This window comes from Lysobacter sp. N42 (assembly GCF_004344885.1).
Genome location: NZ_SKFB01000006.1, coordinates 68,220 through 83,839 on the forward strand (window position 1 = coordinate 68,220; position 15,620 = coordinate 83,839).

12 protein-coding genes are annotated in these 15,620 nt (G+C 70.4%); 4 read left to right on the forward strand and 8 right to left on the reverse strand.

Going from position 1 to position 15,620, the window contains the following annotated elements; genetic code table 11:
- Positions 1-32 precede the first annotated feature (32 nt).
- Together EYQ95_RS12525 and EYQ95_RS12530 are read left to right on the forward strand one after the other, a co-directional pair.
- Positions 33-1,292, forward strand: coding sequence for an App1 family protein (locus EYQ95_RS12525; RefSeq protein ID WP_132327552.1), 1,260 nt, complete (start codon positions 33-35; stop codon positions 1,290-1,292).
- A gap of 30 nt (positions 1,293-1,322) precedes the next feature.
- The gene (locus EYQ95_RS12530) at positions 1,323-2,117 is read left to right on the forward strand and encodes a ferredoxin--NADP reductase (RefSeq protein ID WP_132327553.1); all 795 of its coding nucleotides are present in this window, start codon (positions 1,323-1,325) and stop codon (positions 2,115-2,117) included.
- 118 nt (positions 2,118-2,235) lie between these two features.
- On the opposite strand, the gene EYQ95_RS12535 is transcribed toward EYQ95_RS12530, so the two are convergent.
- Complete coding sequence (locus tag EYQ95_RS12535) at positions 2,236-4,272, reverse strand: amidohydrolase family protein (RefSeq protein ID WP_132327554.1); 2,037 nt, start codon at positions 4,270-4,272, stop codon at positions 2,236-2,238.
- 143 nt (positions 4,273-4,415) lie between these two features.
- Complete coding sequence (locus EYQ95_RS12540; RefSeq protein ID WP_132327555.1) at positions 4,416-4,841, reverse strand: CBS domain-containing protein; 426 nt, start codon at positions 4,839-4,841, stop codon at positions 4,416-4,418.
- Positions 4,842-5,014: 173 nt separating this feature from the next.
- Between EYQ95_RS12540 and EYQ95_RS12545 the strand changes: the two genes are divergently transcribed.
- Positions 5,015-7,243, forward strand: a complete 2,229-nt coding sequence (locus tag EYQ95_RS12545) for a M3 family metallopeptidase (protein WP_132327556.1) — start codon at positions 5,015-5,017, stop codon at positions 7,241-7,243.
- A 148-nt stretch (positions 7,244-7,391) separates the two neighbouring features.
- On the opposite strand, the gene xth is transcribed toward EYQ95_RS12545, so the two are convergent.
- The 6 genes from xth to map form a co-directional block, all read right to left on the reverse strand.
- The gene (gene xth / locus EYQ95_RS12550) at positions 7,392-8,300 is read right to left on the reverse strand and encodes an exodeoxyribonuclease III (RefSeq protein WP_132327557.1); all 909 of its coding nucleotides are present in this window, start codon (positions 8,298-8,300) and stop codon (positions 7,392-7,394) included.
- 41 nt (positions 8,301-8,341) lie between these two features.
- Positions 8,342-9,475 (reverse strand): succinyl-diaminopimelate desuccinylase, encoded by a 1,134-nt coding sequence (gene dapE / locus EYQ95_RS12555; protein WP_132327558.1) that lies wholly within the window; start codon positions 9,473-9,475, stop codon positions 8,342-8,344.
- 102 nt (positions 9,476-9,577) lie between these two features.
- Positions 9,578-9,937 carry an arsenate reductase gene (locus EYQ95_RS12560; RefSeq protein WP_132327559.1) on the reverse strand — a complete coding sequence of 120 codons (360 nt, stop codon included), beginning with the start codon at positions 9,935-9,937 and terminating at the stop codon, positions 9,578-9,580.
- A gap of 1 nt (position 9,938) precedes the next feature.
- A complete protein-coding gene (dapD, locus tag EYQ95_RS12565) occupies positions 9,939-10,862 on the reverse strand; it encodes a 2,3,4,5-tetrahydropyridine-2,6-dicarboxylate N-succinyltransferase (RefSeq protein WP_370451246.1) in 924 nt (307 codons plus the stop codon).
- On the reverse strand, positions 10,838-13,474 hold the full coding sequence (gene glnD / locus EYQ95_RS26785) for a [protein-PII] uridylyltransferase (RefSeq protein WP_132327561.1): 2,637 nt from the start codon (positions 13,472-13,474) through the stop codon (positions 10,838-10,840). Before glnD ends, dapD begins: the two co-directional genes overlap by 25 nt.
- A complete protein-coding gene (map, locus tag EYQ95_RS12575) occupies positions 13,471-14,247 on the reverse strand; it encodes a type I methionyl aminopeptidase (protein WP_132327562.1) in 777 nt (258 codons plus the stop codon). Before map ends, glnD begins: the two co-directional genes overlap by 4 nt.
- 487 nt (positions 14,248-14,734) lie before the next feature.
- On the opposite strand from map, the gene rpsB reads away from it, so the two are divergent.
- Entirely contained in the window at positions 14,735-15,556 is an 822-nt protein-coding gene (gene rpsB / locus EYQ95_RS12580) for a 30S ribosomal protein S2 (protein ID WP_132327563.1), read from the forward strand.
- Positions 15,557-15,620 lie beyond the last annotated feature (64 nt).

Genomic DNA, 15,620 nt, shown 5'->3' on the forward strand with positions numbered 1-15,620 from the left:
ACACTGGCCGCCCGTTTCCGTTTCCGCCCCCGATGACCGACGCCTCCCGGCCCCAGCCCCCCTCGTACGTCCGCACCTACCTGCAGTCGGCGGTCATCGATGCCGACGACTTCATCGACGCCGCCCGCCAGCGCTTCCGCCGCGTCTTCCGCAGCCACCGCCCGCGCCACATCGCCGCCTATCGCGGCTGGGGCGACGCCGACGGCGTGCAGATGATCGGCCGGGTGCTGGCCGAGCGGCCGGTCGGCGGACCGGGCGAAGCGGACAGCTGGTGGGACAACCTGCTCAATACCTACCAGCGCTTCGAAAGCGACGAGGTACCGGGCCAGCCCCTGAAGGTGCAGTTCGGCGAGCACGCGGTGGAGGTGGTGACCGACCACGAGGGCTACTACCAGGCCGCGCTTCCCGGCCCTGCGCAGGTCGACTCGCTATGGAGCAATGCGGCCGCCAGCCTGCCCGACGGCAGCCTGCTCACGCCGCAGCCCGTCCTCCTGGTGCATCCCGACGCCGGGATCGGCGTCATCTCCGACATCGACGACACCATCCTGCACAGCGGTATCACCAACTGGAAGACCGCGGCGCAGCTGACCTTCCTGCACAACGCGCGCACGCGAAAGCCGCTCAAGGGCGTGGCCAAGCTCTACCAGGCCCTGCAGGCCGGACGCGACGGCCAGGGCCGCGTGCCGGTCTTCTATGTCTCCAGTTCGCCATGGAACCTCTACGACCTGCTCGAGGATTTCATGGAGCTCAACGCCATCCCGCCCGGCCCCATCTTCCTGCGCGACCTCGGCACCGACGCCGGCAAGTTCATCAAGACCCAGGGCCATGGTCACAAGCTCGAGCGCGCGCGTGAGTTGATCCAGCGCTTCCCGAAGCTGCGCTGGGTGCTGCTGGGCGATTCCGGCCAGGCCGATGCCGAGCTCTACACACAGGCCGCCGAGGAATTCGGCAACCGGATCGCCGCCATCTACATTCGCGACGTCGACCCGGAGCTGGAGTCGGACTACGACCGCCGTGTCGGCGCGCATTTCGAGCGCGTCAGCGCCAGCGGGGTCCCCATGCTGCTGGCGCGCGACAGCGGCGCGATCGCCGAACACGCCGCCCAGCTCGGCCTGATCGAGGCGAAGTGGCTCGATGACGTGCGCCGCGAAGTCGAGCGCGACGAGCACCGCCCGAGCCTGGCGCAGGCGGCCGCCGAGGGCGCGGCCGAGGGCGAGGACGCGACCGCCTCCCCCGCCGCGTCGGACGAGGGCCTGCGCCGGCCGGGGGGGCTGCCGTCCGCGGTGGGCTAGAATTCGCGCTCCGCTGCAATCCCCACCGCGATGTCATCGCCATTCGGCACCGAAACCGTGCTCGACGTCCGCCACTGGACGGACGCGTATTTCAGCTTCACCACCACCCGCGACGACGGCTTCCGCTTCGACAACGGCCAGTTCGTGATGATCGGGCTGGAAGTCGATGGCCGCCCGCTCATGCGCGCGTACTCGATCGCGAGCGCGAACTGGGAAGAGCAGCTGGAGTTCTTCAGCATCAAGGTGCCCGACGGCCCGCTGACCTCGCGACTGCAGCACATCCGGCCGGGCGACAGCATCCTGATCGGCCGCAAGCCCACCGGCACGCTGCTGATCAGCGACCTGCACCCCGGGCGCAACCTCTACCTGCTGGGCACCGGCACGGGTTTCGCGCCGTGGCTGTCGATCGTCAAGGATCCGGAAACCTACGAGCGCTTCGAGCGCGTCATCCTCTGCCACGGCGTGCGCGAGGCGAAGGACCTCGCCTATCGCGACTACGTCGTCAACGAGCTCCCGCGCCATGAGTTCCTCGGCGAGCAGATCCGCGAAAAGCTCCTCTACTACCCTGCGGTGACCCGCGAGGACTTCGTCTTCGACGGCCACGACCATCGCGGCCGCCTCACCGAACTGATGGCCAGCGGGCGGATGATGAAGCAGCTCGGCATCGAGCCGCTCGACGCCGCGCTCGACCGCGCGATGATCTGCGGCAGTCCGCAGATGCTCGCCGACTTCCGCGCCCTGCTCGACGGCCGCGGCTTCACCGCGGCACCGCGCATCGGCGTGGCCGGCCAGTACGTCTTCGAGCGCGCGTTCGTCGAAAAGTAACCGGCGCAACACCCGTAGCCCCGCGACGGCATGCGGGAACACGCCGTGCACCCCGCACGACCCGGGTGCGCCCCGCTCGCCCGGTTTCGGCACCGCGATCGCGCCGCGGCGCGCAGGCTCAGTGATGGCGGCGGCGAAGCGGGATGCCCGGCACGAACGGCCGGATGCCCATGGCCTCGTGGATCTGCGCCGGCAGGTAGGCCCGGTCGCCCTTGATCACCAGCATGGCGTTGCGAAGACGGGTGATGTCCTGCGTCGGGTCGCCATCGATCAGCACCAGGTCGGCGAGCAGGCCCGGCTCCACGCGTCCGCGATCGGGGGTGCGCGCGTGCGTCGCCGCGGTGAACGTCGCCACCTGCAGCGCCTGTGCCGGGGTGAGGCCTGCCTGCACGTAGAGCTCGAGCTCGCGATGCAGCGTGAAGCCCGGCATCTCGTCCGTGCCGGCCAGCACGGGCACGCCGGCGCGGTACATGCGACCGACGAACTCGACCATCTTCGCGAACGACCTGTCGTATCGCGCCGCCGTCGCATCGTCCGGGATGTCCATTTCCGCGGCGAGCCGGCTGCGCGTGACGTCGGGCGGAAGATGGTCGGCGACCGCCGCCACGATGGGCGACATCTCGCCGTCGCGCTGGTGGATGAACTCGAACGTGGCCAGCGTCGGATCGACGGCGATCTTCCTCGCGACCAGCAGGGCGATGAAGTCCTGCACGTCGCGGCCGTCCAGGTCCAGGTCGGCCGTGCGCCTGGCGGGCAGGTAGAAGCGCTCGAGCGTGCGGGTGTCGGTGGTTTCGGTGACGAAGAAGTTGAGCAGCAGCTGGTTGACGTGGTTGATCTCGTCGAAACCCTGTTCGGCCACGTCCCGCGCGCGCATGAACGCCGGCACGTGCCCGCTCACGCGCAGGCCCTTCGAATGCGCATACGCGGCCGTGTCGCGCAGGATCGCCTTCGGAAACGAGTTGTAGATCTTGATCTGCGGGTATCCGTTAGCGGCGTACCAGTCGACCGCCTTCTTCGCCCCGTCGAGGTCCTTGATCACGAAGCCGTTGCGCGCCGACATCGGGCTCTCGCCCTCGATGAAGCCCGCGGGGACCACGCGCGGGCTCATGAGCGTCCCCGCCTTCTCCTGTGCGATGAGCTGCTGCAGGGTGGCGTTGTCATTGCCCATGTCGCGCACGGTGGTCACGCCGGCGGCCAGGTTCAGCCCGCCGTCCCAGCGGCCGACGTGGCCGTGCATGTCGAACAGGCCCGGGATGAGCGTGCGCCCGGCGCCGTCGATCGTGCGGTCTGCCGCGGGCGCGTTCGGCGAAGTGGCGGCGACGGCGAGGATCTTTCCGTCGCGGATCAGTACGTCGCTCGCGGGGCCGAGGCGGGCGCGCGCGCTGTCGAAGACCCGGACGTTGCGGATCAGCGTGGTACCGGGCAGCGGCCTGGCCAGGCGCTGCTGCATGGCGACCAGCATCTCGCCCTCGGCCGCCTTCTGCCGCTCTTCCAGCGCGCCGGCGCTGCCCTCCCAGCCCTCCTCCACCAGCTGCAGGAAGCCGGGGTAGATGAAGGCGAACAGGCGCGGCGCGTCATCGGCGGTGAACCAGGCGAAGGCCGGCGTCAGCCCCTGCCCGGTCAGGGCGAGCAGGCGCACCTGGCGGCTCGCGCCGTCCGGGCCCGCCACCCTCTCGCGCGCAAGTTCCGTGGCGCTGAGCGTGCCGCCGGGCGCGAGCGGCAGCTTCCCGTCGGGCCGGCGCGCCAGGGCGGCGATCGCGACCGACGCGGTCCCGGGCGTGCCGCCCAGCGGCGAATACAGGGCCGTTCCGCTCACCACGCGCTCGCCGCTGTCGGCGGTGCTCTTCCAGCGGATCCGGTCGCCTTCGCGCACGAAGGACTCGTCGACCTTCGCGCCGAAGGTGGACGTACCGGTGACGCGGTAGCTCGCGTACGTGCCGTCGGGTGCGAGGCGGTACTCCTCCTTCAGCTCCGGCCCGCGGCCGTTGTCCTTGAAGACGAAGTCGGTGCGGACGAGGCCGTCGTCCCCGCGCGTGACCACGTGGTGGCCGGTCTTCTTGCCGCCGTCCACGAGCGCGACGTAGCGCAGCGTCTCGGCGCTCCAGGCGTGTCCGGCGAACAGGGCCAGCACGAGGCCGGCTACGGGCAGTTTCATCCTGCACCTCCATCACGATCGGGGACGCCGGAAGCCCGGCTGGCGCCAGCCTACTTCGACCGCCGCCGCGGCGCATGGGCCGTGCCCGGACGTGCGGATGCCGCCCGATGGGCGGCATCCGGGGGTACTGCACTATCGCGGGATCAGTGCTGCTGCGGCTGCGAGACCTTCTCCACCAGGTCGGCCGTGCGGCGGTCGCGACCGCTGAGCGCGATGTCGGCCTGCGCGACGATGCCGCAGAGGCGGCCGTCCCTGTCGACCACCAGCATGCGGCGCACCTGCTCGCGCTCCATCAGGTCGGTGGTCTCCGACAGGCTGCTGTCCAGGCTGACGGTGGTCACCGGCGAGGTCATGCAGTCCTGCGCCGTGCAGCTGTGCACGTCGCGGCCTTCGGCGACCACGCGCAGGGCGATGTCGCGGTCGGTCACCGTGCCCAGCGGCCGGCCCGTCGCGTCGATCACCGGCACGAGGCCGCAATCGTTCTCGAGCATCAGGCGGGCGATCTCGCGGACGGGCGTGGAGGCCTGGCAGGTGGCGGGGTCGGGGGTCATGACGCTGCGGACGTTCATGGCAACTCCTTCGACTTGTGCGGGAAAACGTGAAAAATGCGCCGTAAACGGTTGCCCCGGCGTGAAAACGGCCGTGGGGTGGCGCCCGTGTTAAGCCCGGACATGCCTTTCGTCATGGGCCCGTAAAGCGGCGCTGGTTTAGGCTCGCGGATTCACCCCGTCGAGGTTCTCCAATGAAGCATCCTCTCGCCCTCGCGCTGGCCGTGGCCCTGTCCACGACGGCCCTTCCGGTGCTTGCCCAGACTTCCAAGGCCCAACCTGCCGTGAACGCGACCGCGAACCCCTTCTTCGCCGAGAGCACGCTGCCCCTGCAGTACCCGGCGTTCGACAAGATCAAGGACACCGACTTCGGCCCCGCCTTCGACCGCGGCATGGCCGAGCAGCTGAAGGAAGTCGAGGCCATCGCCAACAACAAGGCGAAGCCGACGTTCGAGAACACCATCGTCGCGCTCGAGAAGTCCGGCCGCATCCTCTCGCGCGCCGCTTCGGTCTTCTTCAACCTGACCGGCGCCGACACCAACCCCGTGCGCGAGAAGCTGCAGGCCGAGTACGCGCCGAAGTTCTCCGCGCACTCCGATGCGATCAACCTCAACCCCAAGCTCTACGCGCGCATCAAGTCCCTGTACGACCGGCGCAACGACCTGGGGCTGGATGCCGAGAGCGTGCGCCTGATCGAGCGCTACCACACCAACCTCGTGCGCGCGGGCGCCAAGCTGTCGGAGGCCGACAAGGCCAAGCTCAAGGCGATGAATGCCGAGCTGGCGCAGCTGGGCACCAAGTTCAGCCAGAACGTGCTGGCCGAGGTGAATGCGTCGGCGATCGTGGTCGACAGCCGTGACGAGCTCAAGGGCCTGTCCGACGAGCAGATCGCCGCCGCCGCCGAGGCCGCCAAGGCGCGCAAGCTGGAAGGCAAGTACGTCATCGCGCTGCTCAACACCACCCAGCAGCCCGCGCTCGCCAACCTCGAGAACCGCGCGCTGCGGGAGCGGATCTACAAGGCCTCGATCGCCCGCGGCGCGCGCGGCAACGAGTTCGACAACCGCGCCATCGTCTCCCGCGTCACCAAGCTGCGCGCCGAGCGCGCCCAGCTGCTGGGCTATCCCACGCACGCGCACTACGTGCTCGAGGACGAGACGGCGCAGACCCCGGAAGCGGTCAACTCGATGCTCACCAAGCTCGCGCCGGCCGCCGTGGCCAACGCCCGCCGCGAGGGCGCCGAGCTGCAGGCGATGATCGACAAGGAGCAGAAGGCCAAGGGCCAGCCGACCTTCCAGCTCGAGCCCTGGGACTGGCAGTACTACGCCGAGAAGGTCCGCCAGGCGAAGTACAACTTCGACGAGAGCCAGCTCAAGCCGTACTTCGAGATGAAGAACGTGCTGGAGAACGGCGTGTTCTTCGCCGCCAACCAGTTCTACGGCCTCAGCTTCAAGCAGCGCACCGACCTGCCCACCTACCATCCGGACGTGCTGGTCTACGACGTCTTCGACAAGGACGGCAAGCAGCTCGCGATCTTCCTGGGCGACTTCTACGCCCGTCCGTCCAAGCGCGGCGGCGCGTGGATGAACTCGTACGTGGACCAGTCCAGGCTCATGGGCACGCTGCCGGTCGTCGCCAACCACCAGAACGTTCCCAAGCCCAGCGAGGGCAAGCCTACGCTGATGACCTGGGACGAGGTGACCACGATGTTCCACGAGTTCGGCCATGCCATCCACGGCATGCTGTCGGACGTGAAGTACCCGATGTTCTCGGGCACGAGCGTGCCGCGCGACTTCGTCGAGTACCCGTCGCAGGTCAACGAGATGTGGGCCGACTGGCCGAGCGTCCTCGCCAACTACGCCAAGCATCACGAGACCGGCGAGCCGATGCCGAAGGAGCTGCTCGACAAGGTGCTCGCCTCGTCGAAGTTCAACCAGGGCTACGCGACCACCGAGTACCTGGCCTCGACCATGCTCGACCAGGACCTGCACCAGCTGACGGCCGACAAGCTGCCGGACGCCGATGGCGTGCTGGCCTTCGAGGCGGCGTCGCTGAAGAAGAACGGCCTGGACTACGCGCCGGTCCCGCCGCGCTACCGCACCACGTACTTCAGCCACATCATGGGCGGCTACTCGGCCGGCTACTACGCCTACATCTGGTCCGAGGTGCTGGACGCGAACACGGTGCAGTGGATCAAGCAGAACGGCGGCCTGACCCGCGCCAACGGCGACCACCTGCGCGCCACGCTGATGTCGCAGGGCGGCAGCCAGGACGCGATGAAGCTCTTCCGCGACTTCGCCGGCCACGAGCCGAAGATCGAGCCGCTGCTCGAGCGCCGCGGCCTGACCGCCCCGGCGGCCGACGACAGCAGGGCGCCGGACGCGACGCCCGCCGATCCCAAGGCGCCGGCGCGTACGGGCAGCTGATCGCCCCGCGCATCGTTCGACACCGAGCCGCCCGGTCCGCCGGGCGGCTTTTTTCTTTGCATTCGTGCGCAGCCCGGCCATGCGAAGCGCACCGCCGTGGCCGCACGATCGGCCACCGGGCCGCGCCGCGCGTGCGCGGGCTGCGTTCCTATGTCTCCGGATTCGCGGCCTTGCGTGCGCGAGTGGCCTTGCGCGCGGCACTGCGCTTCTTCGCCGCCGCGCGCGCAGGGGTGGCCGCGCGTTTCTTCGACGCCGGGCGGCGTGCGCCGGCGTCCGTGTCCAGCACCACCCAGGTCGGGGCGTGGTCACTTGCGCCCTTGCGCCCGCGCACCCAGCGATCGACGCCGGCCTCGGCGAGCATGGGCGCCAGCGCGGGCGACAACAGCACATGGTCGATGCGCAGCCCGGCGTCGCGCTCCCAGTGCCGGCGGAAGTAGTCCCAGAACGTGAACACCTTCGCATCGCCGGCGATGCTGCGCAGGGAGTCCGTCCAGCCCTGCCCGAGCAGGCGGAACCAGGCTTCGCGGCTCTCGGGCTGCAGCAACGCGTCCTTGCGCCAGGACTTGGGGTCGTAGATGTCGAGTTCGTCGGTGGGCACGACGTTGAAGTCGCCCGCCAGCACCGTCGGCTCCCCCGCGTCGAGAAGACCCTGGGCGTGGGCGACCAGGCGCTCGAACCAGGCCAGCTTGTAGTCGAACTTCGGACCGGGCCAGGGGTTGCCGTTGGGCAGGTAGAGCGCCCCGACCACGAGGCCGTGCACGCCCGCTTCGAGATAGCGGCTGTGGGTATCGTCGGGATCGCCCGGCAGTCCGCGCCGGCGCTCCTCCGGCTGCGTGCCCCGCGCGAGGATGGCCACGCCGTTCCACGACTTCTGGCCGTGCCAGATCGCGCCATAGCCCAGGCGCTCGATGTCGGCGACGGGAAAGGCCTCGTCGAGCGCCTTCAGTTCCTGCAGGCAGGCGATGTCGGGCTGTTCGCGTTCCAGCCACTCCAGCAGCGCCGGCAGGCGCGCGCGGATGCCGTTGATGTTGAACGTCGCGAGCTTGAGCCGGGCCATGTCCGGATGCTCGGCGGCCGCCGGTCGACGGCCGGTGAGCGTCAGGCGAGCAGGCGCCGCATCAGCGCGAGGTAGAGCTCGGGCAGGCGCTCGAGGTCGGCCACGCGCACGTGCTCGTCCACCTTGTGGATGCTGGCGTTCACCGGCCCGATCTCGACGCAGTGCGCCCCCAGCGGCGCGACGAAGCGCGCATCCGAGGTCCCGCCGCCGGTGCTCTCCTCCGGGGCCTGACCGACGAACTCCGCCAGCACCTCGCGACAGGCCTGGCGCAGCTCGCCTTCGGGCGTGTAGAAGGGCTCGCCGCTACGATGCCAGGCCAGCATGTAGTCGCTGCAGTGGCGCGCGACGATCGCCTCGCATTCGCGCTCCAGGCGCGCCGCATCCCAGTGCGGGTTGTAGCGCAGGTTGAACAGCACCTGCAGCTCGCCGGGGATCACGTTGTTGGCGCCGGTGCCGGCGAGGATGTTGCTGATCTGCAGGCTGGTCGGCGGGAACGTGCCATAGCCCTCGTCCCAGCGGCGGGCCGCCAGCTCGGCGAGGGCCGGCATCGCCTCGTGCACGGGGTTGCGCGCCTTCTCGGGATAGGCCACGTGGCCCTGGATGCCGCGCACGGTGAGCGTTGCCGACAGCGAGCCGCGCCGCCCCACGCGCAGCAGGTCGCCCAGCACCGCCTTGGAGGACGGCTCGCCGGTGATGCACCAGTCGATGCGCTCGCCGCGCTCGCGGAAGGCATCGGCCACGCGCCGCACCCCGTCGATGGCATCGCCCTCCTCGTCCGAGGTCAGCAGCAGGGCCACGCGCCCGCGGTGGTCGGGATGCGCGTCGACGAAGCGCTCAAGGGCGACGACGAACGCGGCGACGCTTCCTTTCATGTCCGCCGCGCCGCGCCCGAAGAGCAGGCCGTCGCGGATCTCCGGGCGGAACGGATCGCTCGCCCAGGCTTCCACGGGCCCCGGCGGCACCACGTCGGTATGGCCCAGCAGCACCAGCGTCGGCCCCCCGGGCTTGCCCACGTGCACCGCCCACAGATTGTCGACGTCGCCAAAGCGCATGGACTCGCAGGCAAAGCCTGCCGCTTCCAGCCGCGTCGCGATCAGCGCCTGGCAGCCGGCGTCATCGGGCGTGAGCGAGGGCTGCTCGATCAGCGCGCGGGTGAGGTCGAGGACGTCGCTCATGTCGTCTCCAGATCCCGTAATCCGGGGTTGCCAGGTGCTGCCGGGGTCACCAACGGCCTGCCTCCCCGGGTGGGGGCCTTGGGCCTGCCCGGGCGAGACGTCTCAGCCGATGCCGAAGCGCTTCTTGAAGCCGTTGTCGGAGAAGCCCTGCGAAACCGACCCGTCGTCGGTGACGACGAGCGGGCGCCGGATCAGCTGGGGATATTCCCGCAGCAGCAGCTTCCATTCGGCATCGGACGCGGCGGCCTTGCGTGCCGGCGGCAGGTTGCGCCACGTGGTCGAGGACTTGTTGACCATCGCATCCCACCCGCCGAGCGCGTCCTTCCACTGCACCAGCATCTCGGGCGAGGGGCGCTGGTCGCGGTAATCGACGAAGCCATGTTCGATGCCGAAACGCGCGAGCCAGTTGCGCGCCTTGCGGCAGGTGTCGCAGTTGGCCAGGCCGTAGAGCGTGGTCGCCATGTCAGTCGGCCAGGCCGCGCAGCAGGTCGTTGATGGAGGTCTTCGCACGCGTCCTGGCGTCGACCTGCTTGACGATCACGGCGCAGTACAGCGAATGCGACCCGTCGTTGGCGGGCAGCTGGCCCGACACCACCACCGATCCCGGCGGCACGTAGCCGTAGGTGACCTCGCCGGTCATGCGGTTGTAGATGCGGGTGCTCTGGCCGAGGAATACGCCCATGCCGATGACCGAATGGTGGCCGACGACCACGCCCTCGACCACCTCCGAGCGCGCGCCGATGAAGCAGTGGTCCTCGATGATCGTGGGCGTGGCCTGCAGCGGCTCGAGCACGCCGCCGATGCCGGCGCCGCCGGAGAGATGGCAGTGCCTGCCGACCTGCGCGCAGGAGCCGACGGTGGCCCAGGTGTCGACCATCGTGCCCTCGCCCACATACGCGCCGATGTTCACGAAGCTCGGCATCAGCACCACGTCCTTGCCGATGTGGGCGCCGCGGCGCGCGATCGCGCCGGGCACCACGCGTGCGCCCAGGCGGCGGAAGTCGGCCTCGCCGAAGCCCTTGAAGCGGGCCGGCACCTTGTCCCAGAACGGCGCGGGCTCGGCCTCGACCAGCTCCATGTCCTGCGTGCGGAAATACAGCAGCACCGCCTTCTTGAGCCACTCGTTGACCTTCCAGCCGCCCTTGCCGTCCGGCTCGGCCACGCGGTACTCGCCCGATTCGATGCGGTCCATGACGAGGTTGACCATCGGCCGCGTGGACCCGTCGATCTCGTCGACGGTGAGCATCGTGCGCCGCTCCCAGGCACTGTCGATGATGAACTTCAGCTCGTCCCGCCCCGGGCCCTTGGGCGCGGCCTTGCGGCGGACGGTCTTCTTGGCGGCGGTCTTCTTGGCCGTCGGGCTCATGGGCAATCTCCGTCGAGGCAGGCGAGCAGCGCATCGCGCAGCGCCTGCTGGTGGGGTTCGTCGAGGGGGCGGTCGACGCCGGCGGCATCGACGCGGGTGATCTGGAACACGTCCTCGGCGCGCTCGCCGAAGGTGGCCACGCGCGCATCGTGCACGCGCAGGCCCTGCTCGCGCAGCACGAGGGCGACGTCGGCCAGCAGGCCGGGGCGGTCGGTGCAGACCAGGCTCAGCAGCGTGCACGGCGGTGCGTCGAGGCGGTCGAAGCCGACCTGCGGGGCGATGCGGAAATGGCGCAGGTGCCGCGGCTGGGCGCGACGCGCCGGGCGCAGGCCGTCCAGCGGACCCGCGAGCACGGCCTCCAGCCGCGCGCGCACCTCGTCCGGCGAAGGCGCGGCGCGGCCGTCCGCGGGCACGACCTGGAAGCTGTCGAAGACACGCGCGCCGGGGCCGTCGAGCACGCGCGCCTGGGCGATCGCCAGCCCCAGGCGGTCGAGCGTGATGACGATGGCGGCGAACAGGCCGTCGCGGTCGGGCGAATGCACGAACACTTCGAGTGCACCGGCGTCGGCGAGCGCCCGCACGCGTACGCAGGTGTCCGCGGCACCCAACGCGTGCAGGGCCTGCGCCTGCCAGACGAGCTGGTCGGGCCGGCTGCGCTGGAAGCCCACGTCGGGCATGCGTGCCAGCAGGCCGGCGATCGTCGCATCGTCCAGCCCGTCCGCCCGCAGCAGCGACGCGACCGCCGCGCGCGTCTCGTCCGCACGCTCGTCCGCCGCCATCGGATGCTCCAGCCCCCGGCGCAGCGCAAGCCGCGTGGCGGTGTACAGGTCCGCGAGCAGCCGGTCCTTCCACGCGTTCCAGAGCTTGGGGGACGTGCCGGCGATGTCGGCGCAGGTGAGCAGGTAGAGCAGCTCCAGGCGGTCGCGGTCGGCCACCTGCTGCGCGAAGCGGTGGATGACCTCCGGGTCGGCGATGTCCTGCTTCTGCGCGGTCACGGACATCAACAGGTGGCGCGCCACCAGCCATTCGACGATGGCGACATCGCCCGCGGGCAGGCCCATGGCCTCGCAGAACTCGCGCGCGTCCACCGCGCCGAGCTCGGAGTGGTCGCCGCCGCGCCCCTTGGCGATGTCGTGGAAAAGGGCCGCCAGCAGCAGCAGCTCGGGTTTGCGCAGCCGTGCCCAGACTTCGTGCGCCAGCGAGAAACGCTCGTCGTCGCCGCGCGCGAACGACTCGATGTTGGCCAGCACGGCGAGCGTGTGCTGGTCGACGGTGTAGACGTGGAAGAGGTCGAACTGCATGCGTCCGGAGACACGGGCGAACGCCGGGATCCACCGGCCCAGCACGCCCAGGCGCGCCATGCGCGAGAGCGAGCGCACCGGTCGCGGGCCGCGCAGCAGCGCCATGAACGCTTCGCGTGCCCGTGCGTCGGCCTCGTGGAAGGCCGGCATGCGCGACAGGGCCTCGGCCAGGGTGCGGGCCGTATGCGAATGCAGGCCGCGCGCGCAGCCCTCGCCCTCGCCGGGGCGCGAGGCCCAGGCGGCGAACAGCGCGAACACGTCGGCGGCGTCGCGCGGCCACCGGGGCGACGACACGGCCACGTAGCCGCGGCGCAGCTCGAACTCGCCCTGCAGCGGCTCGGCCGCCGCCTCGCCATCCAGCTGTTCCTCGAACCGCTGCAGCAGGCGGTCGCCGATGCGCTGGACCAGGCCGGCGCTGCGGTAGAACGTCTGCATCATCTGCTCGACAGCGAGCGCATCGGGGGCGTCGGCGTAGCCCATGCGCGCGGCGAGCGCCTTCTGGTAGTCGAAGCGCAGGCGCTCCTCGCGCTTGCCGACCACCAGGTGCAGCCCGAAGCGCAGGCGCGCAAGCACGTCGTGCTGGCGCTCGAGCGTGGCGTGCTCGTCGGCCCCGAGCTGGCCCAGCGCGATCAGGGAGGCGAAGTCGCCCGTACCGAGCACGCGCAGGGCCATCCAGCGCAGCGTCTGCAGGTCCCGCAGGCCGCCGGGGCCTTCCTTGAGGTTGGGCTCGAGGTTGTCGGCCGTGTCGCCGAAGCGGGCATGCCGGGCGCGCAGTTCGTCGCGCTTGGCGTGGAAGAACTCGCGCGCGGGCCAGGCCCGTGCGGGCGCGACGGCGTCGGCCAGGCTCGCCGCGGCCGCGGCGTCACCCGAGAGCCGTCGGGCCTCCAGGATGGAGGTCAGGACGGTGATGTCGGCCGCGGCGGCCTCGGTGCACTGCGCGGGCGAGCGCGTCGCATGGCCCACCGGCAGGCCGGCGTCCCACAGCAGCGCGATCAGGCGCGCGAGCCGCGGCGCGAGCGCCGGCTGGTCGGCCTCGTCGGCGAGCACGAGCAGGTCGACGTCGGACTGCGGGTAGAGCTCGGCGCGACCGTAACCCCCCACGGCGAACAGCGCGGCCGCGGGCGCGGCGCCCAGGCAGCGGCCCCACGCATCGCGCACCAGCCCGTCGATGCCTTCCGCACGACGGCGCACCAGCGACCGCACGTCGGCCTCGCGCCCGTGGTGGTCGAACTCCGCCGCCAGCACGGCATCCAGCGCGGCCAGCCGGGCACGGGCATCGGCGACCCAGGCGGCGTCGTCATGCGCGCCGTCGGCGGCCGGGCCGGCGCTCACAGCTCGTTGTCGTCGCCCGGCAGGCGCGTGAGGATCTCCACGCCGTCCTCGGTGACCGCCACGGTGTGCTCCCACTGCGCGGAGAGCTTGCGGTCCTTGGTGACCACGGTCCAGCCGTCGGGCAGCACCTTCGTATGCCGCGAGCCCTCGTTGATCATCGGCTCGATGGTGAAGGTCATGCCGGGCTTGAGGACGAGCCCCTCGCCCGCGCGCCCGTAGTGCAGCACCTGCGGGTCCTCGTGGTAGACGCGGCCAATGCCGTGGCCGCAGTACTCGCGCACCACCGAGAAACGCTCGGACTCGGCATAGGTCTGGATGGCATGGCCGATGTCGCCGAGCGTGGCGCCGGGCTTGACCGCGCGGATGCCACGGAACATGGCCTCGCGCGTGACCTCGACCAGGCGCTTGGCCATCACCGAGGGCGTGCCCACGAAGTACATGCGGCTGGTGTCGCCATGCCAGCCGTCCTTGATGACGGTGACGTCGATGTTGATGATGTCGCCGTCCTTGAGCACCTTGCCCGGGCTCGGAATGCCGTGGCAGATGACGTTGTTGACGGACGTGCAGACGGTCTTCGGGAAGCCCTTGTAGCCGACGTTCGCCGGGATCGCGCCCTGCACCTTCACGATGTGCTCGTTGCAGATGCGGTCGAGCTCCTCGGTGGTCACGCCCGGCTTCACGTGCGGGGCCACGACCTGCAGCACCTCGGCGGCCAGGCGGCCGGCGATGCGCATCTTCTCGATGTCTTCGGGGGTCTTGAGCGAAATCGGCATCCGCGCATTATGCCGCGCCGCGGCAGGCGTATCCGCATGCCCTCTCCTCCCGACCGCGCCATGTCGCCCGCTTGGCGCGTACCGCGCCCCTTGCGCCTTGCGATGCGGCAGGCTGAGGTCGAGGCTCAGCCACGGATGGACACGGATCGGTCCGACGAGTCAGGGGTCCGCGGCGGTGAAGCCGTTTCGACTCGTGCCCGTCCGTGGCCAAGCCCCGCCGCCGGCTACCGCCGGTTGTCCCAAGTGCCTGTTCCCACTACACTTGCGGGGCTACGCAGCCCACCGCGAGCCGCCCACGCCGGGCGCAGGGCGCCGCCACGCGCGGTTCCCGGGCGAATACACACCTGCCGCCACCGTCGATGCCGGGGTGCCCTTCGGGGTTCGGACATCGGACGCGGCAGGGAGGCCCAACCCCGGAATCCTCGCCCGCCCAGCGGGTGGCCGCTTCCTGTCCGTCGGCCGGATTCCACTGCCTGGAGTTCAAGCAATGCCCCAGATCACCATGCGCCAGATGCTGGAGGCCGGCGTTCATTTCGGCCACCAGACCCGCTACTGGAACCCCAAGATGGGTCCGTACATCTTCGGCGCGCGCGGCAAGATCCACATCATCAACCTCGAGAAGACGGTTCCGCTGTTCAACGACGCGATGAACTTCCTCTCGGGCGTCGCCCAGAAGCGCGGCATGATCCTGTTCCTGGGCACCAAGCGCTCCGCGCGCGATGCCATCAAGGAAGAGGCCGAGCGCTGCGGCATGCCGTACATGAACCAGCGTTGGCTGGGCGGCACGCTGACCAACTTCCGCACGGTGAAGCAGTCGGTGCAGCGCCTGAAGGAGCTCGAGGCCGCTGAGACCGACGGCACCTTCCAGAAGCTGGTCAAGCACGAGGTCCTGCAACTGCGCCGTGAGCGCGAGAAGCTCGAGGCCTCGCTGGGCGGCATCAAGGAGATGAACCGCCTGCCCGACGCGATCTTCGTGATCGACATCGGCCACGAGGACATCGCGATCAAGGAAGCCAAGAAGCTCGGCATCCCGGTCGTGGCCGTCGTCGACACCAACTACGACCCGGAGCTGGTCGACTACGCGATCCCGGGCAACGACGACGCCATCCGCGCCGTGCAGCTCTACGCCCGCGCCGCCGCTGACGCCGTGCTCGAGGGCAAGGCCGCCGCGCCGCAGGCCGCTTCGGTCCGCGAGGAGGACTTCGCCGAGGCCGGCGCCGAAGGCGACAAGGACGACCGCAAGGGCCCGCGCCGCGCGCCGGCCAAGAAGGGCGCTCCGCGCAAGGCCGACGCCCCGGCCGCCGAGTAAGACGCTTCACCGGATGGCCCTCGCGCAGGGCCATCCGTCTTCCGCTGGTCACATCCGTCGACCA